Annotated in this window: 17 protein-coding genes, 3 tRNA genes and 4 pseudogenes; 17 read left to right on the forward strand and 7 right to left on the reverse strand. The window is 50.7% G+C overall.

Going from position 1 to position 20794, the window contains the following annotated elements; all coding sequences use genetic code 11:
• The first annotated feature begins 417 nt into the window (after positions 1–417).
• Positions 418–1494: a porin gene (locus ABIB59_RS02155; RefSeq protein ID WP_079496393.1), complete on the forward strand. Its 1077-nt coding sequence runs from the start codon at positions 418–420 to the stop codon at positions 1492–1494.
• Positions 1495–1654: 160 nt separating this feature from the next.
• Here the strand turns inward: ABIB59_RS02155 and ABIB59_RS02160 are convergent.
• A tRNA-Ser gene (locus ABIB59_RS02160) sits at positions 1655–1744 on the reverse strand.
• 93 nt (positions 1745–1837) lie between these two features.
• Between ABIB59_RS02160 and mtfA the strand changes: the two genes are divergently transcribed.
• The 7 genes and pseudogenes from mtfA to ABIB59_RS02195 all read left to right on the forward strand — a co-directional run bounded on the left by mtfA (position 1838) and on the right by ABIB59_RS02195 (position 7615).
• A complete protein-coding gene (gene mtfA / locus ABIB59_RS02165; RefSeq protein ID WP_041851849.1) occupies positions 1838–2635 on the forward strand; it encodes a DgsA anti-repressor MtfA in 798 nt (265 codons plus the stop codon).
• 100 nt (positions 2636–2735) lie between these two features.
• Positions 2736–2811 (forward strand) — tRNA-Asn (locus tag ABIB59_RS02170).
• Between the two features lie 161 nt (positions 2812–2972).
• Positions 2973–4232: pseudogene (locus ABIB59_RS02175) on the forward strand (tyrosine-type recombinase/integrase).
• Between the two features lie 553 nt (positions 4233–4785).
• Positions 4786–5145, forward strand: a complete 360-nt coding sequence (locus ABIB59_RS02180) for a hypothetical protein (RefSeq protein WP_354033845.1) — start codon at positions 4786–4788, stop codon at positions 5143–5145.
• A gap of 437 nt (positions 5146–5582) precedes the next feature.
• Positions 5583–6602 (forward strand): annotated as a pseudogene (locus ABIB59_RS02185) (type VI secretion system Vgr family protein); the annotation flags it as partial.
• 115 nt (positions 6603–6717) lie between these two features.
• The gene (locus ABIB59_RS02190) at positions 6718–7380 is read left to right on the forward strand and encodes a hypothetical protein (RefSeq protein ID WP_354033847.1); all 663 of its coding nucleotides are present in this window, start codon (positions 6718–6720) and stop codon (positions 7378–7380) included.
• A gap of 28 nt (positions 7381–7408) precedes the next feature.
• Positions 7409–7615, forward strand: coding sequence for a hypothetical protein (locus ABIB59_RS02195; RefSeq protein ID WP_354034152.1), 207 nt, complete (start codon positions 7409–7411; stop codon positions 7613–7615).
• On the opposite strand, the gene ABIB59_RS02200 is transcribed toward ABIB59_RS02195, so the two are convergent.
• Entirely contained in the window at positions 7586–8509 is a 924-nt protein-coding gene (locus tag ABIB59_RS02200; RefSeq protein ID WP_071196366.1) for a LysR family transcriptional regulator, read from the reverse strand. The genes ABIB59_RS02195 and ABIB59_RS02200 overlap by 30 nt on opposite strands.
• 91 nt (positions 8510–8600) lie before the next feature.
• Between ABIB59_RS02200 and ABIB59_RS02205 the strand changes: the two genes are divergently transcribed.
• Complete coding sequence (locus ABIB59_RS02205) at positions 8601–9077, forward strand: GNAT family N-acetyltransferase (protein WP_354033849.1); 477 nt, start codon at positions 8601–8603, stop codon at positions 9075–9077.
• Between the two features lie 51 nt (positions 9078–9128).
• Here ABIB59_RS02205 and cbl read toward each other — a convergent pair whose 3' ends face one another.
• Entirely contained in the window at positions 9129–10079 is a 951-nt protein-coding gene (cbl, locus tag ABIB59_RS02210; RefSeq protein ID WP_041851852.1) for an HTH-type transcriptional regulator Cbl, read from the reverse strand.
• Positions 10080–10180: 101 nt separating this feature from the next.
• Positions 10181–11098 (reverse strand): nitrogen assimilation transcriptional regulator NAC, encoded by a 918-nt coding sequence (gene nac, locus ABIB59_RS02215; RefSeq protein ID WP_041851853.1) that lies wholly within the window; start codon positions 11096–11098, stop codon positions 10181–10183.
• Between the two features lie 332 nt (positions 11099–11430).
• Here nac and ABIB59_RS02220 point away from each other — a divergent pair.
• Positions 11431–11506 (forward strand) — tRNA-Asn (locus ABIB59_RS02220).
• A 189-nt stretch (positions 11507–11695) separates the two neighbouring features.
• Positions 11696–11884 carry a YjfB family protein gene (locus ABIB59_RS02225; protein ID WP_041851854.1) on the forward strand — a complete coding sequence of 63 codons (189 nt, stop codon included), beginning with the start codon at positions 11696–11698 and terminating at the stop codon, positions 11882–11884.
• A 92-nt stretch (positions 11885–11976) separates the two neighbouring features.
• On the opposite strand, the gene ldtA is transcribed toward ABIB59_RS02225, so the two are convergent.
• The 3 genes and pseudogenes from ldtA to ABIB59_RS02240 all read right to left on the reverse strand — a co-directional run bounded on the left by ldtA (position 11977) and on the right by ABIB59_RS02240 (position 13661).
• Complete coding sequence (ldtA, locus tag ABIB59_RS02230) at positions 11977–12927, reverse strand: L,D-transpeptidase (protein WP_041851855.1); 951 nt, start codon at positions 12925–12927, stop codon at positions 11977–11979.
• Positions 12928–13003: 76 nt separating this feature from the next.
• The gene (proR, locus tag ABIB59_RS02235; RefSeq protein WP_071196363.1) at positions 13004–13306 is read right to left on the reverse strand and encodes a transcriptional regulator ProR; all 303 of its coding nucleotides are present in this window, start codon (positions 13304–13306) and stop codon (positions 13004–13006) included.
• Between the two features lie 2 nt (positions 13307–13308).
• Positions 13309–13661 (reverse strand): annotated as a pseudogene (locus tag ABIB59_RS02240) (type II toxin-antitoxin system RelE/ParE family toxin).
• 218 nt (positions 13662–13879) lie between these two features.
• Between ABIB59_RS02240 and acuR the strand changes: the two are divergent.
• From acuR to ABIB59_RS02270, 6 genes and pseudogenes are all read left to right on the forward strand, one after another.
• Positions 13880–14585: pseudogene (gene acuR, locus ABIB59_RS02245) on the forward strand (acrylate utilization transcriptional regulator AcuR).
• On the forward strand, positions 14582–15559 hold the full coding sequence (acuI, locus tag ABIB59_RS02250; protein ID WP_079496385.1) for an acrylyl-CoA reductase (NADPH): 978 nt from the start codon (positions 14582–14584) through the stop codon (positions 15557–15559). The pseudogene acuR and the gene acuI overlap by 4 nt, the downstream one beginning before the upstream one ends.
• A 193-nt stretch (positions 15560–15752) precedes the next feature.
• A complete protein-coding gene (locus ABIB59_RS02255) occupies positions 15753–17207 on the forward strand; it encodes an AMP nucleosidase (protein WP_041851859.1) in 1455 nt (484 codons plus the stop codon).
• Between the two features lie 18 nt (positions 17208–17225).
• Positions 17226–19004, forward strand: coding sequence for an aminopeptidase P family protein (locus tag ABIB59_RS02260; RefSeq protein ID WP_354033852.1), 1779 nt, complete (start codon positions 17226–17228; stop codon positions 19002–19004).
• 363 nt (positions 19005–19367) lie between these two features.
• Positions 19368–19991, forward strand: a complete 624-nt coding sequence (locus tag ABIB59_RS02265; RefSeq protein WP_317078868.1) for a helix-turn-helix transcriptional regulator — start codon at positions 19368–19370, stop codon at positions 19989–19991.
• 20 nt (positions 19992–20011) lie between these two features.
• The gene (locus ABIB59_RS02270) at positions 20012–20791 is read left to right on the forward strand and encodes an EAL domain-containing protein (protein WP_071196357.1); all 780 of its coding nucleotides are present in this window, start codon (positions 20012–20014) and stop codon (positions 20789–20791) included.
• Positions 20792–20794: the final 3 nt, after the last annotated feature.

Here is a 20794-nt window from a genome sequence, read left to right on the forward strand (position 1 = left end):
TTTCACTTCTGTGGTAGTATTTAGCGGCTATCAGCATTGAGTTGCTCTATTTTATTTATCATCCTTTTTCAATGATGTGCCCGGGGGAATGCCTGGGCTTTTTTTTTGCCTTTTATATGCACCGATAGAATACAATCCACTCACATATAAAAACGCAAAATAAAATACACTTCAATTATATTTTTAACCCATCAATAAACACAACAAATACAATAAAATCAATGAAATGAATACATCAGACCACTTTAAATTCACAGAAGAAATACCACCACCAAAAGAAACATTTTGCAATATTTTAAATAATTTGCTTACATATTTGACGTAAAAATTAATGAACTTAATAGAATAGTATTCAGTTTGTAATTTCGGATGAAATTGCACATATTCATATAAATTATGATCTCAAGGGAATAGATTATGAAAAGAAAAGTACTGGCGATTTTAGTGCCTGCGTTATTATTTGCAGGCGCAGCAAATGCGGCGGAAATTTATAACAAGAACGGTAATAAAGTCGATTTCTACGGAAAAATGGTCGGCGAACGCATTTGGTCTGACACTGATCAACACAACAGCGAAAATGAAGATACCTCTTACGCCCGTATCGGCATTAAGGGCGAAACCCAGATCAACAGCGAACTCACCGGCTTTGGTCAGTGGGAATACAATATGGATGCCAGCCATCCTGAAGGCGGCCAGGATGAGAGTACACGTCTCGCCTTCGCTGGTCTGAAATTTGGCAACTTTGGTTCTTTCGATTATGGCCGTAATTATGGTGTCGCTTATGATGTCGCGGCATACACCGATATGCTGGTTGAATGGGGTGGTGATTCCTGGGCTTCCGCCGACAACTTTATGAATGGCCGTACCAATGGCGTTGCTACTTACCGTGTCACTGATTTCTTCGGTGAAGTTGAAGGCCTGAACCTGGCGCTGCAATATCAAGGCAAAAACGACAACCGTATCGTAAAAAAACAGAACGGCGACGGCTACAGCATGTCTGCTTCTTATCAGTTCGATGGATTTGGATTTGCCGCAACCTACGGTAAAGCGGACCGTACTGACGAGCAAGCTGCCGACCGTAAAGGCGATAACGCCGAAATCTGGTCCATCGCGGCAAAATACGATGCAAATAATGTTTACGCTGCAATGATGTACGGCGAAACCCGTAACATGACCGTTGAGAAAGACAGTCAGTTTGCTAATAAAACGCAGAACTTCGAAGCCGTTATTCAGTACCAGTTTGATTTCGGTTTACGCCCTTCTCTCGGTTATGTCTACTCTAAGGGCGATGACCTGAGCCGTCGCGGTAGCTTTAAAGGCGGCGATGCTGCGCGCGTAAACTACATCGAGCTCGGTACCTGGTACTACTTCAATAAAAACATGAACGTTTACGCGGCATACCAGTTCAACTTGCTGGACGACACGCGCTACGTTCGTGAAACAGGCACCAATAAAAACGATCAGTTCGCACTGGGTATTGTTTACCAGTTCTAAGCATACTTTTCTTTCAAAGCCCGCCGCGAGCGGGCTTTTTTGTGGCAAAAGCACAGGCCGGTCGCATGATATAGCATGCAGTTATAAAATTTACGGGAGTAATGAGAAAAACATCTGTGACAAGAGTCGTTGAAAGCAAAGCGCGTAACTGTTTGAATAGTGGCGGAGAGAGGGGGATTTGAACCCCCGGTAGAGTTGCCCCTACTCCGGTTTTCGAGACCGGTCCGTTCAGCCGCTCCGGCATCTCTCCGTTTCAATGGTTGCCATGATGCCAGGTAATTTGGCATTTTAACAGACCCTGTCCCGTTAATTTGGTTCAAGTGGCGAGTTTGCGAGCAAAGCGATGATTAAGTGGCCCTGGAAAACAAAGGAAGCCTCTCACGGTGCGGAATTCCCATGGGAAGAAGCGTTAAGCATCCCCGTGTTGGCGAGCCTTTCTTTAGATGAACAAGAGAAACTGGTTCACCTTGCAGACCGTTTTTTGCAACAAAAGCGGCTGGTTGCCTTGCAAGGTTTCGAACTGGATGCGCTAAAGAGCGCGCGTATCGGCCTGCTCTTTTGCCTGCCGGTACTGGAACTCGGCCTTGAATGGCTGGATGGTTTCCATGAAGTGCTCATCTACCCTGCCCCGTTTGTCGTTGACGATGAATGGGAAGACGGTATTGGCCTTGTCCATAGTCAGCGTCTCGTCCAGTCGGGGCAAAGCTGGCAGCAGGGCCCCATAGTCCTGAACTGGCTCGACATCCAGGATTCGTTCGATGCATCAGGATTCAACCTGATCATTCACGAAGTCGCACACAAACTGGACGCCCGCAATGGCGACAGGGCAAGCGGTATTCCACTTATCCCTATGCGTGAAGTGGCTGGCTGGGAGCACGATCTGCACGCTGCGATGGACAATATTCAGGATGAAATCGACCTGGTAGGGGAAAGCGCGGCCAGTATCGATGCCTATGCTGCAACCGATCCTGCTGAGTGTTTTGCCGTGCTGTCGGAGTATTTTTTCAGCGCACCTGAACTGTTCGCCCCACGTTTCCCGGCGTTATGGCAACGTTTCTGTCATTTCTATGGTCAGGATCCGTTATCGCGTCTGCGCGATCGGCCTTATTCAGCAAATGATCCCGTAAGCCGTGTGCACTAAAAAGGCAATTTGCACTTTAATTAACCAATTGAATCAGCAAGTTAAATTAGGTATTGACACATATGAACGTGGCAAGTAGTATGCGCCCCGTTCACGCGATTCCTCTGTAGTTCAGTCGGTAGAACGGCGGACTGTTAATCCGTATGTCACTGGTTCGAGTCCAGTCAGAGGAGCCAAATTCCGATTCATACGCTTCCTTATGAGTACTTATTTGATTATTATTCAATAAGTTAGCGTAAAAATGTTTCCCATTGCGTATTCAGTTTTCCCTCCGCATTCGGTTACTTTGGTGGTCAGATTTGGGGTCAGGTTGGTTCGATTCTGGAGTGACCCCCAAATGTCTTTAAATCATTCAAAAATCCGCAACTTAAAGTCCCTTTCCAAACCCGTAAAATTTTCTGATTCGCACGGCCTGTATCTTCTGGTCAATCCCGGCGGTTCACGTATCTGGTATCTCAAATATCGCTTCAATGGCAAAGAGTCCCGCGTCAGTCTGGGCGCATATCCGCTGGTTTCTCTCGCTGAAGCCCGCCAGCAGCGCTGGCGGTATCCGTAAACTGCTGGCGCAGAATATCAATCCCGCGCAACAGCGTGTCGCTGAAAAAGCCGCCGCGTCACCGGAAAAATGCTTTGAGGCCGTTGCGGTGGCATGGCACAAAACCAACAAGAAATGGTCGGCTGACTATGCAGAGCGCATCCTCGCCAGTATGAAAAATCATATCTTTCCGGCAATTGGTCATATACCTGTCACTCTGCTGAAAACGCAGCATTTCACGGCATTGCTTAAAGTCATCGAGGATAAGGGCTTTCTGGAAGTCGCGTCCCCTACCGGCAGCAACTCTGCAACTTTATGCGTTACGCCATTCAGCAGGGACTGACCGAAAACAACCCGGCGCTGCATCTGGAAGGCGTCGCCGCGCCGCCAGTTAAAAATCACTATCCGGCCCTGCGCTGGAGCGGTTGCCCGAGCTGCTGGCACGTATCGGTGACTATCAACAGGGACGGCAGTTAACAAGTCTGGCGGTAGCGCTGGCTCTGCATCTGTTTATCCGTTCCAGCGAACTGCGCTTTGCCCGCTGGAGCGAGATTGATTTCAGACAAAATCTGGACCATCCCCGCCACTCTCGAAACCATAGAGAAGGTCCGTTTCTCTGGTCGCGGCGCGAAAATGCGTACTCCGCACATTGTGCCGCTTTTCCGGCAGTCAATTGCCATTCTGAAGCAGATACACGAAATTTCCGGCCATATGGAACTGGTGTTCCCTGGCGACCATAATCCGTATAAGCCGATGAGTGAAAACACCATCAACCGGGCGCTGCGTCTGATGGGTTACGATATCAAAACCGACGTCTGCGGGCATGGTTTCCGGGCTATGGCCTGTAGCGCACTGGTGGAATCTGAACTCTGGTCGCGGGATGCCGTGGAGCAGCAGATGAGCCATCAGGAACGCAACAGCGTTCGGGCGGCATATATCCATTGCGCTGAACACCTCGACGCCCGCAAAGCCATGATGCAGTGGTGGTCAGATTCTCTGGACGTGAGCCGCGAAGGGTACGTTGCGCCGTACATTTATGCACAGCGGCATAAGGCGGCCTGAGCCAGCGAAAATATAATTTATTGATAATGAAAAGAGAACCAGAACCTAAAAGTGCTACGAGTGGCTTTAAATGGGTACTATATAATGTAGCCGAAGAGATCCCCCCATTATCTGACTCATCTATAGCATTCCGTAATATGCTAACTCGACTAATCGTTGACAATATCAGGCCTGACACTAAAAGGTATTATCAAAAAGGTCGTTTTAGTTATTTATGCCGTGCTCTGGTGAAGATTCGCCCAAAACAAATTATGAATCATGTGCAGCCAGATGATAAAAATATGATCCTTTCATGCCTGGTTAGTTGTTTATTTATGAAAGGAGAAGCTTATCTTTGCCAAAATGATATAACAACAACTCTTTCAACACCAAATAGCATACCAACTCTATGTGAGTATATCTTTAAAACAGAATACGGTTTAATAAAAAAGTCAGTAAAGGGGATATTGATACAGGAAGTATTTCAGCAAATACATTATTTTCATCATTCACCGAAGAAGATTTTACATGGATGCATCGCTTACTTCATCAGGAGAGCAAAGAATCATCTAAAATGGCTTTACTGAAATTTATATTGCGCTTCGTTTTATCCGGAAATATCATTGCTAAATATAGAGAGCAACTGATTTCTTCTGTCGAGGAAAATGATAACCTTCTGTCTGTCATTGAGCGATGGTTCAGCCCAGAAGCTGTTTCCTCTTCACAAATTAAAAAAGAGTATTCATGGGAAAGAAGAGACAGAGAACGTATCAGGGAAAATGAACGAAAAAAATGCGAAGGTAAATTTAGTGTTTCAAAGATAAAGTTATCAGCACCATTCACTATACTAGCCTCCGATTATAAAAAATCCATTATATCACATAAAGATAATGAGAGATATCATACTAATAACATATTACCACTCATGCAATGAATATACAAATTACATCTGTTGATTTTGAATACAAAAACCATGAAAAGAACTATTCCCTCTTACTATTTCGGCACATTGTTCATCCTGCCTTTCTTCAAAGTTTCTTACATACACTACTCTCACATCCCATCACGTCAATTTATTACTCACTCGGGACATATGCACAAAAACTATTAAAGCCAGCCTCTCTGCCGAAATTATTGGTAATGCCGAATAACACTCTTACCTTAGAGTAAATACATAAATTAGATCTTTATCACAATCCCTATAAGGAAAATGGCTTCCAATTAATAACAGTACTTTTATTATATGAAATCCTTATGCAGCATTCTCTGGCATCAGGCGATATTAACAAATACAGTTATAGATAATATTGCCTCTACCTGAGTGAATAGTCTGAGGGGAAATGGATAAATTATTTCAGGGAACCTGTCGCAATGAATTCTGTACCCACACTGAATTTCGACCACTCGCACCACAAGCTAAAAATTCGCGGCCTGAGCAGCGCAACGGACGTGCTGTCCTTTGAAGGCAGCGAACAGCTGAGCACGCCGTTCCGCTACGACATTCAGTTTACCAGCAGTGATAAGGCGATAGCGCCGGAGTCGGTGCTGATGCAGGACGGGTCATTCAGCCTGACGGCGCCGCCGATGCAGGGAATGCCGGTACAGACGCCGCTGCGCACCCTGTACGGGGTGATCACCGGCTTTAAGCTGCTTTCGTCGTCACGCGATGAGGCCCGGTATGAAGTGCGGCTGGAACCGCGTCTGGCGCTGCTGTCCCGCAGCCGACAGAACGCGATTTACCAGAACCAGACGGTGCCACAGATTGTGGAGAAGATACTGCGCGAGCGGCACGGGATGCGCGGTCAGGACTTCGTGTTCACCCTCAAAAGCGAGTACCCGTCGCGCGAGCAGGTGATGCAGTACGGCGAGGATGACCTGACGTTTATCTCGCGGCTGCTGTCGGAAGTGGGTATCTGGTTCCGGTTCAGCACCGATGCTCGGCTGAAAATCGAGGTTATCGAGTTTTACGACGACCAGAGCGGCTATGAGCGCGGGCTGACGCTGCCGTTGCGTAATCCTTCGGGGATGAGCGACAGCGGAACGGAAGCGGTGTGGGGGCTGAACACGGCATACAGCGTGGTGGAGAAAAGCGTCACAACGCGGGACTACAACTACCGCGACGCGACGGCAGAGATGACCACCGGCCAGCTTGACGTCACGGGCGGGGACAGTACCACCTACGGGGAAGCCTACCATTACGCTGACAACTTCCTAAAAACGGGTGATAAAGACACACCGGAAAGCGGCGCGTTCTATGCGCGTATCCGCCATGAGCGTTACCTGAACGGGCGGGCCATCCTGAAAGGAGAGAGCACCAGCTCGCTGCTGATGCCGGGTCTGGAGATAAAGGTACAGGGCGACGATGCACCGGAAGTGTTTCGCATGGGTGTGTAACTGTCTATGATGTGGAGAAATGGAATATTGTTTATAACTATCTTATTTCTCACAGAACGCCGGGAACGGATGGGACGTACGTAGGTAAATTGGTTGTAGTGAGGTAATACTCATGAGATATTATATTTTATTACTTTTACTATTTTTCTCTATCGATGTGTCAGGAGAAGAAACCTGTGAAAAAGAACCAGAATATTTGGAATATTACCACCTCAAGCAAGAATTAGAAAATAGTCACACATCAAATGAAAAGATTTATCATATACTAGAGCAACAAATTAAAATTCTTGAGACATGTTATGAAAAACCCAGAGAGGACCTTTATGATTTCAGAAATAAAATGTATTCATATAAAATCAAAGGCAATAAAATTAAAGCAAGTAATATTTACGATTGTGATAGTATTTCCAGCAATAACCTATGTCTGAAAAAAGACCGTGTTGACTGGGATTGGACTGATAGGATATATCCAAGATCCAGTTCAACGTTAAGAAGACCGATACCAGATAAAAATAATATAGAATTCCCATTTAGAGTTGATGGATATGAATTAGCCACAATAACCCTCACATACATTGATAACTTGGGAAATAAAATTGATCGCCCAATAAAATATAAGAAAAATAACAATTTTATTTACACCTCAGTAAATGTAAGTGAAGTTTATGATAAAAAAATTGTTATTGATAATCAATTCTCAAATTCTTGGTTGATTGTTATTTATAAAAATACAAACGGAAAATATCTTAAGGCCGTATGGTATTATGCTGAATGAGACCTCATGCAAACTGATTTATAAAGACATGATGAAATATATAAACATGGGTTACGAAAAGGTGGTCATTCTGGTGGTTTTGACAACCCTCATTTTTAGTTTTAGCTTACCAATCAGCCACTTAATGGCTAAGGCGATCCCAGTCAGAGAGCCAAATTTGAAAACCCGCTTAAGGCAACTTAAGCGGGTTTTTGCTTTTCTGGCCTCACATCCCTTTATCTGCCAGCGCCTGTAATTCTCCTTTCAGCCAGTCCGTTGCTGCACGCTTACCACTGCGCTTATGCGAATAAATTTTTACCTCAAACGGTGGCACGGCAAAGGGGAGTTCAAAAAGCGCTAATTGCGCCGCCAGCTTCATCTTGCCGGCAGCAAAACGCGGAATAGCGAGCAGCAGGTCGCTCTGCTCAATAATGAACGGCGCGCTGAGCATCGAGGGTGTTTTTATCGTCACCTGCCGCGTATACCCCATCCGCTCCAGTTGCAGATCCAAAATACCCTGCTTCTCATTCCAGGGGGTGACCACCAGATGCCTGGCCGCAAGATAATCTTCAAGCGTGAGCCGCGTGCGCTGGCTGTTACTGATGACGACATACTCATCTTCAAACCAGACAATCTCATCCAGTTCTGGATGCGCCACATCATCCGGCGCACTGAACCCCAGCGCCAGATCAATCTCGCCTGCAAGCAATTCCGTCAACGCCGGGCTATGCGGTAAATAACGCAACTCAAAACGCAGTCCTGGCGCAGTCTCCTGTAACCGATTCATTAAGGCCGGAAAGATACAAAATGCGGTGAAATCCGTAATAGCAATCTGAAAACAATCGGTACTGCTGGCCGCGTCAAACGCAGGTTGTGGCGTCAACTCCTGATTAAGGGACTTCAACGCCGGGGCGATCGCAGGTGCGAGCTGGGTCGCATACACGCTGGGGCACATCCGGTGACCTTCGCGGTAGAACAGTGGATCGTTCAATGTGACGCGTAGCCGCGACAGCGCATGACTGAGGGCAGACGTACTCATCGCCAGCTCCTCGGCGGCCGCTCTGACGGAACGATGCCGATAGATAGCGTCAAAAACGGGCAAAAGGTTTAGATCAAGACGTCGCAAAGCATGATGCATAATATTCATCAACCAGTGATTTCATTGCACTTAATTCTTTTAACAATACCCCTTATGCTTAACGCCAGCAATTTGAACCCACGCATAACAGACAGGAAGAGAAATGAGCATCACGATTCGCCAGGCACGCCCAACGGACGCAAATGCAATTTATGACATGATTTATGAACTGGCGGTGTACGAAAAAGCCCCGGAAGAAGTGGTGACCACCCCGGACGAAATTAAGGCCACTCTGTTTGGTACCGACAGTAAAACCGAAGCGTTAATCTGCGAGATCGACGGTAACGTGGCGGGTTATGCGGTCTTCTTCACCAGCTACTCTACCTGGCTCGGACGCAACGGTATCTATATGGAAGATTTGTACATTTCCCCGGATTATCGCGGCGCAGGGGCAGGCAAAGCCTTATTGAAATACATTGCGCAATGCGCGGTGCAGCGCAAATGTGGTCGTCTGGAATGGAGCGTGCTCGACTGGAACAAACCAGCAATTGATTTCTACCTGAGCATCGGCGCACTGCCGCAAAGCGAGTGGGTACGCTATCGTCTTGATGGCGATGCGCTGCTCAAATTTGCGGAGTAGCCTGCAACGCGCGTATCCCCCGACGGCATCCGTATGCGGGGGACGCTGTTTTCAAATCTGGTAATCAATCACCTCTTCGTCCGGCTCCATCACCTGACGTTTGATATCCTCAACCGACAGCCCTGCATTACAGAGCTCAATAAAACGCCAGACATAATTGCGCTGCAGTTGACCGCGTTTAAGCCCAAGCCAGACGGTATTGGCATCGAACAGATGACGCGTATCCAGCCGCACCAGCTTGCCCTCTTCGTTCTCCCCGCTCGACTGCTCGGCCACCAGCCCAACCCCCAGCCCCAATTCAACGTAGGTTTTGATGACATCCGAATCCTGCGCGCTGAGCACAATATCCGGCAGCAACCCCTTGCGACCAAACGCTTCGTCAATACGCGAACGTCCGGTGATCCCCTGCCGATAGGTGATCAGCGGCCAACGGCTGATCTCTTCAAGCGTAAGAGGAGAGGTTTGCAATAAGGGATGATCTTTAGGAACCAGCAGGCTGTGGTGCCAGCGGAACCAGGGGAAAGCAGCGAGAGTGCTGTCGTTGCTGAGTCGCTCACTGGCGATGCCAATATCCGCGCCGCCATTGTGCAACAGCGTCTCAATCTCCTGCGGCGTCCCCTGAATCAGCTCAAGCCGAACTTCGGGGAACAGCGCGCGGAACGATTTAATCACCGTAGGCAGGCTGTAGCGGGCCTGTGTATGCGTTGTCGCAATCGTCAGCACGCCGGATGTGTCATTCGTGAAAAGGTCAGCGAGGCGGCGCACATTGCTCGCCTCATTGAGAATACGTTCGGCTATCACCAACAGCGCTTTACCCGGCTCGGTCATACCCAGCAGCCGTTTGCCCCGACGGATGAAAATCTCAATCCCCAGCTCTTCTTCAAGCTCGCGGATATGACGACTCACCCCGGATTGCGATGTATAGAGCATGTTGGCGACTTCGGTCAGATTATAATCCCGGCGCGCCGCTTCCCGGATAATTTTCAGTTGCTGGAAATTCACCCTTCCCTCCAGGGCCATCAGACATGACGCTATTGTTAAAGTCTGAGGCCTGGCAGAACAAATAATAAAAACCAGCATGTTATTCCGTAATGGAATAACGCTTAACTTACCAACTGTAACTCCTGGCTGTCCATCGCCGGGCGGCTTACCAGAGACATAAGAATATCTTTTACCGCCTGTGCCTGCGGCGAGAGCGTACCGCGGGCAGAAACGTTCAGAGAGAGCGGTAAATTCATCGACGGCGTGGTAATACGCGCCATCCAGCCATTCGCCGCACTGCTCAACGAGCGCGCGGCGGATTCCGGCAGCACCGTTACACCCATACCACTGGCAATCGCCGCCGTGAGGGTGGCGATCGATTCGATTTCGCCGATGATTTTTGCCGTCAGGCGACGCAATGAGAACGCTTCGTCAACCCGCAAACGCACCGCGCTGTAGTCACGTGGTAGGAACAGGTTCATCTCTGCAACGGCTGTCAAATCAACGCTTTGTCCTGGGCAATCGCGCGTGCCGACCAGATACAGATCTTCTTTCAGCAGCGGTAAGCTGTTGATGCCGGAACCGGGTGCGCGCTCATACAGCACAGCCATATCGAGTTGACCACTCAGGAGCTTGTCGTTCAGTACCGTACCGCTATTTTCATGCAAATATACGGTCACTTCCGGTAACTCTGAGCGCACCGCCTGCAACAACGGCATCGTTACAGAAGAGGCTGCCGTGCCCGGTGCAAGGCCGATGGAGACCTGTCCACGCAGGCATTGCCCCACGTTGTTCACCGCCAGTTGTGCCTGTTCGCACTGACGCAGGATAGTCCGCGCATGGGCATAGAGGATCTTGCCCGCTTCGGTCGGCGTCACGCCGCGCTTAGTGCGAATCAGCAACTGCTGATCCAGTTCGCCCTCCAGCGTAGCCACCTGCTGGCTCAGCGCGGGCTGCGCGATATGAAGTACCTCAGCGGCCTGAGTCAGGCTGCCGATATCGACGATTTTTACGAAGTATTTCAGGCGTCTTAAGTTCATTTTGCCTCCTGTTCGGAATACCAGTGCCAACGCCGGCAGTCATGTTGTCGGAGGAGTTGCAATATGCTTGCCAGTTTTAGATAAGTCATCTGACCATCGCTAACAGGCTGGATAATAAGAGATTCTGATAACCAGGGGGGATATGATTACTGAAACAGTGGTTTGCCCGATGCCCCATAAGAGACTCCTCTGCCTCATGATGGTGCAAACAAGCGGCAGACTGACTATCTTGCAGGCGCATTGTCGAAATAGTCGACAAACAGAACGAGAAAGGCATTGCAGCCTTTGACAAGGCGATCAGGCATCGTTAATATGCGCCCCGTTCACACGATTCCTCTGTAGTTCAGTCGGTAGAACGGCGGACTGTTAATCCGTATGTCACTGGTTCGAGTCCAGTCAGAGGAGCCAAATTTGAAAACCCGCTTAAGGCAACTTAAGCGGGTTTTTGCTTTCCAGCGCAGCACACGCCGTTCATTCGACAAATCCGCAGTGGGCACTTATTCTTTTCTAAGGTTTTACCGGAACATGCCGATGATACTGTGAGGCTTTGTCCTCGCACTGTTAGATTTTTTGTTTGTTAACAATAGGATGATCGAAATGGATACATTGCAAATCGCATCATTATCGACCAGTCTCAGTGCTTATAACCTCCAGAACCAGGTCAGCACCATTGTCCTGAGAAAAGCGCTGGATAACCAGGAGGCAACGGCAACCGGTATCATTAATCAGATACCTCAGGTGCCGGCAAATCCGTCAATTGGTCGTCACGTGAATACCACCGCATAAGCAAGTTTGCCCAATTACGCTTGCGTTTATTGGGCATTCCTGAGTACCTATGCTGCCAGGCCCGCCCAGATGCGGGCTTTTTTATCTGTGATTTACAACCGTTCTTTACTCAAACCAGCGCTGTGCGCGGACTCGCTGATGTTAACTGGCATCCCGGAGCGGCGTTCAAGCACCTCAGCCGCCCTCAACGCATCCACACCCTCGCCTTTAATGACGGCATGTAACGCTGGCGTCAGAGGCAACGGCACTTTATTGGTGGATTCAAACTCGGCGCGATTGCGCGATAGCGGTTCGTGGACTTCAACCCAGCGGCTGCCATCCGGCTCTACGGTCGCTTTCACCGGCTGGTCAATCAACTGCACACGGGTGCCCACCGGCACATTATCGAAGAGATATTTGATGTCATCATTCCGCAGGCGAATGCAGCCCTGGCTGACGCGCAGCCCGATGCCGAAATTGGCGTTGGTCCCGTGGATGGCATACAGCTTGCCGATATAAATAGCATACAGCCCCATCGGATTATCCGGCCCGGCAGGCACCATCGCAGGCAGGGTTTTCCCCTCTTTGGCATATTCGCGACGGGTGTTCGGCGTAGGAGACCAGGTGGGGCCTTCCTGCTTACGTTCAACAGCAGTAACCCAGTTACGTGGCGTTTCGCGTCCGGCCTGACCAATGCCAATAGGCAGGATCTCAACGGTATTGCTGTCTTTGGGGTAGTAGTAAAGGCGCATTTCAGCGACATTCACTACGATGCCCTGACGCACCGTGTCGGGCAAAATGATCTGCTGCGGCACAATCAGTTCGGAACCCGCTTTTGGCAGGAAAGGATCAACACCGGGATTGGCCTCCAGCATATTGCTCAACCCCTGGCCGTACTGCGCGGCAAAGGCCTCCAGCGGCAGCGTATTACCCTGCGGCACGGTAACGACCTGCACGCTGCCGACCAGGCGGCTTCCCTCCGGCGGCAATGGGTAACTCACCGCCAGCACGCTCTGACTGGCGAGCAAAATAAAAAGGCCATAAAACAGTTTAATACGACGCATGATTTCCTTTCCTCAGACGCGACAGGCGTAGCCTAATCATAGTCTTTTTTGTCCCTGTCTCGCTAATGCTCACAGGTTATACAACGAAGGCGTAATGCGACCCATCAGGCAGTTCGATATCAAGACGAAGCTTACCGCCAGTGGCTTCAACGTAGCGCTTAAGCGTCGACAGTTTTACATCGCGACCCGGTTTTTCCATTCCCGCCACCGTAGGTTGCCGTATCCCCAGTGCATGCGCCATTTCCACCTGCGTTTTTTGCACTTTCTCACGCAGTTCGGCCAGGTGAATGTTCAGGAGAGTCTCAGTCGCCATCGACTCAGCCTGCGCCACAACCTCTGGTTTTTCATCCGCAAGCAGTTGTTCCAGCGTTCTGCCCATATTTACTCCTCTTTCTCTGGTATTTTCAGATAGTTTGCATATTCCTGCTCAGCTCGCGAAATCATTTCGGCGTAGAAACGTTTTTCATTTCCAGCTTTACTTCCTGCGCACAGCACAATAGCCGCCCGTCTGGGATCAAAAGCGAAAAAGCGCGTATCGGCTCCCCACGACACTGAATTCGCAGCTCCTTCATATTGCTGTAGCGCGCCCCTTTTATCGTGTCGGCCCAGGGTCTGGGCAATCCGGGGCCTTTCGTTCGCAACACGATCAGCGCCGCCAAAACGCTCGCACGCGTGTGATCATTTTGAGCGATTAACCACTCATCAAACCTGTCCGTTGTTTTAATTTCCCACACAAGATTTCCTTATAAATATAGGCCAAAAGCTATATAGCCGCAAAGTGATAATCTGCAAGGTGAAAGAAAATCAGGTGAAGCGCACTTAATCACAGCCAAAACCGGAAGCAAGGTTCCAGACTTTCTTCATGTACCGTAAAGCCATTCCCCTCGCTTCGCTTGCTAAGCATTCCGATTGCGCGTAGGCTGGCGACAATTAAAACCAATCGGTCTAAATTATGAGTAACGAAACGGTCGTTGCGCAAAAACCCCGGCGTGGCAGGCCTCCAAAGGTCGAACGCGCGTTTACTGACACCCGCCAGGAACTGATTCGTTCGGGTCTGGCGGTGCTGACGGAGACGGGATATTTGTCGGCGGGTATCGATGCGGTCATTAAAAATATCGCCGTACCGAAGGGATCGTTTTACCACTGCTTTAAGAGCAAACAGGAATTTGGCATGGCGGTGCTTGCAGCCTACGGTTCCTTTTTTGCCCATAAATTAGACAAATTCCTGCTTGATGGTACCCTTCCGCCGCTTGAGCGGATGGCCGCTTTTGTGCTTCATGCGGGTCAGGGGATGGCGAAATATCAGTTTCGCCGCGGTTGTCTTGTTGGCAACCTACTACAGGAGTCCCCCCTCTTACCCGAAGCGTTCCCCCAACGATTAAAAGCGATCCTCGAAGAGTGGGAAACGCGCGTCGCCCGTTGCTTTACAGAGGCGCAAGCGCAAGGCGTTATCCCGCAGGATGCTTCGCCGGAAAAACTGGCGCGGGTGTTCTGGTCCGGCTGGGAAGGCGCCGTGATGCGCGCCAAACTGTTCCAGTCTGCCGACCCGCTCAATCAGTACTGGGAATTCTTTTTGTACAGCATTACTCAAAAATAACACCTGCACAGCACGGCCCTGCGCCGAAAACCACAGTCAGACGAGGAAAACTCAGTCATGAAAGCTTTAGTTCTGGAACAGATTGAAAACAAAACCCTGGCAGCCGTAAAAGATATCGCTCTGCCCGCCCTCGCCGATGGCGATGTGCTGGTCGACATCGACTGGTCCAGCCTTAATTACAAAGACGCGCTGGCGATCACCGGCAAAGGGAAGATCGTTCGTCAGTTCCCGATGGTACCGGGTATCGATTTCTCTGGGCGCGTCAGCGAAAGCCGCGATCCGCGCTTTGTTCCCGGCCAGTCGGTGATCCTCACCGGCTGGGGCGTGGGTGAAAACCACTGGGGCGGTCTGGCCGCACAGGCGTGTGTAAAAGGCGACTGGCTGGTTTCTCTGCCAGACGCGCTCAGCGCCCGCAACGCAATGATTATCGGTACCGCAGGTTTTACCGCCATGCTCTGCGTGGATGCGCTGGTTGAAGCTGGCGTGAAACCGGAAAGCGGTAAAGTGCTGGTCACCGGGGCCAGCGGCGGCGTTGGCAGTACCGCCGTTGTGCTATTGAAAGCGCTGGGTTACACCGTTGTCGCGGTCTCTGGCCGTGAATCCACCCACGACTTCCTGCGCCAGTTAGGTGCCGATGAAATTCTGCCGCGCAGCGATTTCGAAGAGACCCGTCCGCTGGAAAAACAGCTATGGGCCGGTGCCGTCGATACCGTCGGCAGTAAAGTGCTGGCAAAAGTACTGGCACAGACAAACTACCGTGGCTGCGTTGCCGCCTGCGGCCTGGCGGGTGGCTTCGATCTGCCCACCACCGTGATGCCGTTTATTCTGCGTAACGTCCGCCTGCAGGGTGTGGACTCCGTGATGGTGCCGACCGCTGAACGCGCCGCGGTCTGGGCGCGTCTGGCCAGTCTGTTGCCGGAGAGCTACTACCAGCAGGCGTCCACTGAAATCGGCCTGGAGCAGGCCCCGGCGTTTGCCGCCGATTTCCTGAGTAACAAGATTCAGGGCCGTACGCTGGTGAAAATCAACGGCTAACTGTTACCCCGGCGCGCCCTGTCGCGCCGGCTTCTCGCCATACGCCTCATTATCATTAGATTTGCGCACTCAACGCGCGGCAATGGTATTGAAGACAGGCATCCTCCGAAACCCATCATCCGGAGTTATTGTTTCATAAAGCTGTGACATACTATCGTCTACAGCCGTACACCTGTGAAACAAGGAGTTAATGATGAATAAAAAGGGTGCACATCTGACCCCGGAACAGGCACTGGATCAACTGGAAGCCCTGTATGAGCAGTCAGTGTCGAACCTGCGTGCAGCCATCAGCCGTTATATCGAGGATGGCACGCTACCCACGCATGAAGCACGCGCCAACGGCCTTTTCGTCTACCCTGAGCTGTCGGTAAGTTGGGATGGCAGCGCCACCAACCCACCGAAAACCCGCGCTTACGCCCGTTTCACCCACTCTGGCTGTTACACCACCACCGTCACCCGCCCCGCCCTGTTTCGCAGCTATTTACACGAACAACTCACGCTGCTATGCCAGGACTATGGCGCACATATTGAAGTAGGGCTATCAGCACATGAGATCCCGTATCCGTATGTTATTGACGGCTCGGAACTGACGCTGGACCGTTCAATGAGCGCCGGGTTGACCCGCCATTTCCCCACCACCGAACTGGCGCAAATAGGCGATGAAACCGCCGACGGTCTGTTCCATCCTACCGAGCTCTATCCGCTGTCGCATTTCGATGCCCGCCGCGTGGATTTCTCACTGGCCCGTCTGCGCCACTACACCGGCACCCCGGTGGAGCACTTCCAGCCGTTCGTGCTATTCACCAACTACACCCGCTACGTAGACGAGTTTGTCCGTTGGGGATGCAGCCAGATTCTGGACCCGGAAAGTCCCTATGTTGCCCTCTCCTGTGCGGGTGGCCACTGGGTCACCGCTGATACCGATGCCCCGGAAGAGGCCATCTCCGATCTGGCGTGGAAAAAACACCAGATGCCGGCCTGGCATCTCATCACCGCCGACGGTCAGGGCATCACCCTGATTAACATCGGCGTCGGTCCGTCAAACGCGAAAACCATTTGTGACCACCTTGCGGTGTTGCGCCCGGATGTATGGATGATGATTGGCCACTGCGGCGGCCTGCGTGAAAGCCAGTCGATTGGCGACTATGTGCTCGCGCATGCTTATCTGCGAGATGATCACGTACTGGATGCCGTACTGCCCCCGGATATCCCCATTCCGAGTATCGCCGAGGTGCAGCGTGCGCTGTACGATGCCACCAAAGAGGTGAGCGGCATGCCCGGCGAAGAAGTCAAACAGCGCCTGCGTACCGGCACCGTGGTCACTACCGATGACCGTAACTGGGAGCTGCGTTATTCCGCGTCTGCGCTGCGTTTTAACCTGAGTCGCGCGGTGGCAATTGACATGGAAAGCGCCACCATTGCCGCCCAGGGTTACCGCTTTCGCGTGCCGTACGGCACACTGCTGTGTGTCTCGGATAAACCGCTGCACGGCGAAATCAAGCTGCCGGGTCAGGCCAACCGTTTTTATGAAGGGGCGATTTCCGAGCATCTGCAGATTGGTATTCGCGCCATTGACCTGCTGCGGGCAGAAGGTGATCGGTTACATTCACGTAAACTGCGCACCTTTAACGAACCCCCGTTCCGCTAACAATAAGGAAGGATTCTTATGCAAACCCCAACACCGCTGGCAGCACTGCGTACACAGCTAGCGGCCATGGATGTCGACGGCATGATTGTGCCACGCGCTGATGCCTACCAGAGTGAAGACTGCGCGCCGCACGATAATAAACTGGCCTGGCTGACCGGCTTTAGCGGCTCGGCGGGCCTGGCGCTGATCCTCCGTGACCGGGCGCTGATGTTTGTCGACGGACGCTACAAGGTGCAGGTTCGCCAGGAGGTCGATCTCAACGCATTTGAGATCCACCATCTGCACAATGAGCCGCTGGCGCAGTGGCTTAACGACTCGCTGCCCGCTGGCAGTCGTATCGCCTTTGAACCGTTGCTGATGGTCAACAGCCAGTTTACCGCACTGGAGGCGACCCACTGTGAACTGGTGGCGCTGAATAATGATCCCTTTGACGCCATCTGGCACGACCGCCCGCCGGCCCCCTGCGGTGCAATCCGCGAAATGCCACCGGAAATCAGCGGTGAAAGCAGCGAGGCGAAACGTGCACGCATTGCTCAGGTGCTGGCTAAAGAAGGTGTCGATCTGCTGGCTATCACCCAGCCGGATAACATCGCCTGGCTTTTAAATATTCGGGGTTCGGATGTGGCGATGAACCCGGTCGCTCACTCATTCGCCCTGCTCAGCCGTGACGGAGAGATGGAGTGGTTTATCGATGCGGCGAAAACGCATGCCTTATCGGATGACCTGAAATCTTCCCTGCGGATCTCCGCATGGACCGATTTTCTGCCCCACTGTCAGCAAGCGGCCGCTGGCAAGAAAGTGATGCTGGACGCCGATTACGCCCCGGTCGCCCTGCGTTTTGCTATCGAGCACAATGGCGGCGAAGTGGTCTGGCACGCGGACCCCATTACGCTTATCAAAGCGCACAAAAACCCCGTTGAGCTGGAAGGTTATCGCGACAGCCACCGTCAGGATGGCGCGGCGTGGGTTAACTTCCTGGCATGGCTGGCGCGTGAAGTCCCGGCACGTGAGGCCGCAGGCAACCCGCTTTCCGAACTGGAAGCACAGGCAAAACAGCTCACTTTCCGCCAGCAACAGGCCGGTTTCATTGAGCAGAGCTTTAGTACCATTTCCGCCTCTGCCAGCAACGCCGCAATGTGCCACTATCACGCCAGCGAAGCCACCAACGCCGCCATTACCCGCAGTAATTTCTACCTGAATGACTCAGGCGGTCAGTATCGCAATGGCACAACCGATACCACGCGCACATTGTCGTTTGGCCCCCTGTCTGATGAACAGCGTTTGCACTATACCGCCGTACTGAAAGGCTTTTTGTCGATGCTGACGCTGCAGTTCCCGAGCGGCACGCAGGGGCACCAGATCGATGCCTTTGCCCGCCGCGCGCTCTGGGAATTAGGCCTCGATTTCGACCACGGTACCGGGCATGGTGTGGGACACCAGTTGTTGATTCACGAACAGCCACATCGCATTGCCAAAAAGGTCAACCCATGGCCGCTGGTCGCCGGGAATATCATGACCATCGAACCGGGCTATTACCTGGCCGATCGCTACGGCATTCGCATTGAAAACCAGGTGGAAGTCGTAGAAAGCCAACCCGGATTCTGCCGCTTCACATCGCTGACGCTGGTGCCTGTGGATCTTAGCCAGGTGGAGTGGTCGCTACTCTCGGAGCAAGAAAAACAGTGGCTTGATACCTACCATCAGCAGGTTCGCGACACGCTTTCACCGCTGGTCGACAGTGATGCGCGAGCATGGCTGGATGCCGCGACGGCCCCCGTGTGCACATATATGGGTTAAACAATATAAAGCCTGCATATGTTTAATATGCAGGCTTTAATGTAATGGCAGGTTTAACCGTTTTAAGAATTATCCTTATTTTTATTCAAAGGTTATTTGCACGTCTCCTTTACCGCCACTATTTAATATTGCGTATAAAATACATCAATCACATACCTTTCTTGACATAGCCTTACTAATAGCATGGTATTGTGTTTCCGCATTAACACCTCGACTGATATTTAAATATTCATTAGGATTTTTCCTAAGTCAAATTAACAAATTCTCATTTTCCTTAAGATTATGAGAGAGTTATTGCTTTTGTTTTATTCAGGTATATAGAATAAACCAGCCAATACCAGGATGCCCCGAGGTTACAAGGGAATGAAATTTTTAATAAATATTGATAATGACACATTATTCTCTACTGGCATCGTCGGTTTAATTCGTGACGCTATTAAAGAATGCAATGTCTCTTCGCCTTCTCTTTCCTGGGATTTTAGCGTTGAGAATATTCATAAAGCAGATTTTATTTTCATGACCGTATGTGCGGGAGAATATTACTTATGTTTTAGAGACTTAATTAACAGGAAAAAGTCAGGGAAGATTTTTATCTTTGTCGCCGGCGATACGATTCCAGCGAGACATATCCTGCCTGACTGCATCAAAGACGCACAATTCTTTCTCCGCAAAGAGCGTTCGGCTGTGGTTTACGACGCCATCGTCAAAGCGATTCATGGCAACCCTGCGGCAAAAGAGCGCGCCAAAGGTGCGGGAAAATGCGCCTATTCCTGTATTAACTGTAACTATAGAGCCCTCTCTTTTACCCAGGAGAAAATTGCCTATGGCTTACATGCCTGCATGGGCATGAACGATATCGCGGATCGTATTGGTATTACCTACAAAACGGCCATTAGTCACAAAAAGAATATTATGAATAAATTCGACCTGAACAGTAAACTGGAACTGTATGAATTTATTGCCTGTTATCACAAAAAGAAGCATTAGTGCTTAATATGGAGCTAACGATGCTTTGCCGATTAAAGCATGCCTTACTTGCCAATAATATCAACCTTTACTACCAACCTATTTACTCAGCCTGCACAAAAAAGATTGTCGGGTTTGAAGCATTATTGCGATGGCGTGATGCGCGATTCGGACGAGTCTGCCCGGAAACGTTGATCGGGCTCGCCGTTGAAAATGGCCTGATGAGTACCGTTTCGCTCTACGTAATTAAAAAAGCCATTGCCGAAATGGCGACATTATTAGCCCGGCACGGACTGTTATTAAACCTGAACATCACACCTGGCGATCTGAATTCAATCTCATTTAAGAACACGCTGCTTAATGAACTTGCGCGTCATCAGCTCAATGCCTCGTCCATCGTGCTGGAGATAACCGAGGTCAGTTGCAACGATACCCAGGCGCTCATGACTAACGCGACACAGTTCAGACAGCACGGCTTCCACCTGGCGCTGGATGATTTTGGTAAAGGTTGTTCGAATCATGAAAGGCTGCTCAGCCTTCCCGTAACGGATGTCAAAATAGATAAATCCCTGACTCAGGCACTGTGCGCAAAGACTCTACACGGAGAAAAAACCCTGCGTATGTGCAGGGCGCTGTATGAACGACCTTACCGGTTAATCTTTGAAGGGATTGAGTTCGCGGAACAACTGGCCTGTATCACCCGAGAGTTTCCCGGCGCCCGTGCGCAGGGCTGGTATTTCTCAAAAGCGCTGCCCGTAGAGGGCGTGCGGGCGTTACTGAACGAAGCCTCACCCGAGGCCGTCATACAACGCCTGGCCTGACGG

The sequence above is a fragment of the Citrobacter sp. UYEF32 genome, from assembly GCF_040546205.1.
In the GTDB taxonomy this organism is placed as follows: Bacteria; Pseudomonadota; Gammaproteobacteria; order Enterobacterales; family Enterobacteriaceae; genus Phytobacter; species Phytobacter diazotrophicus.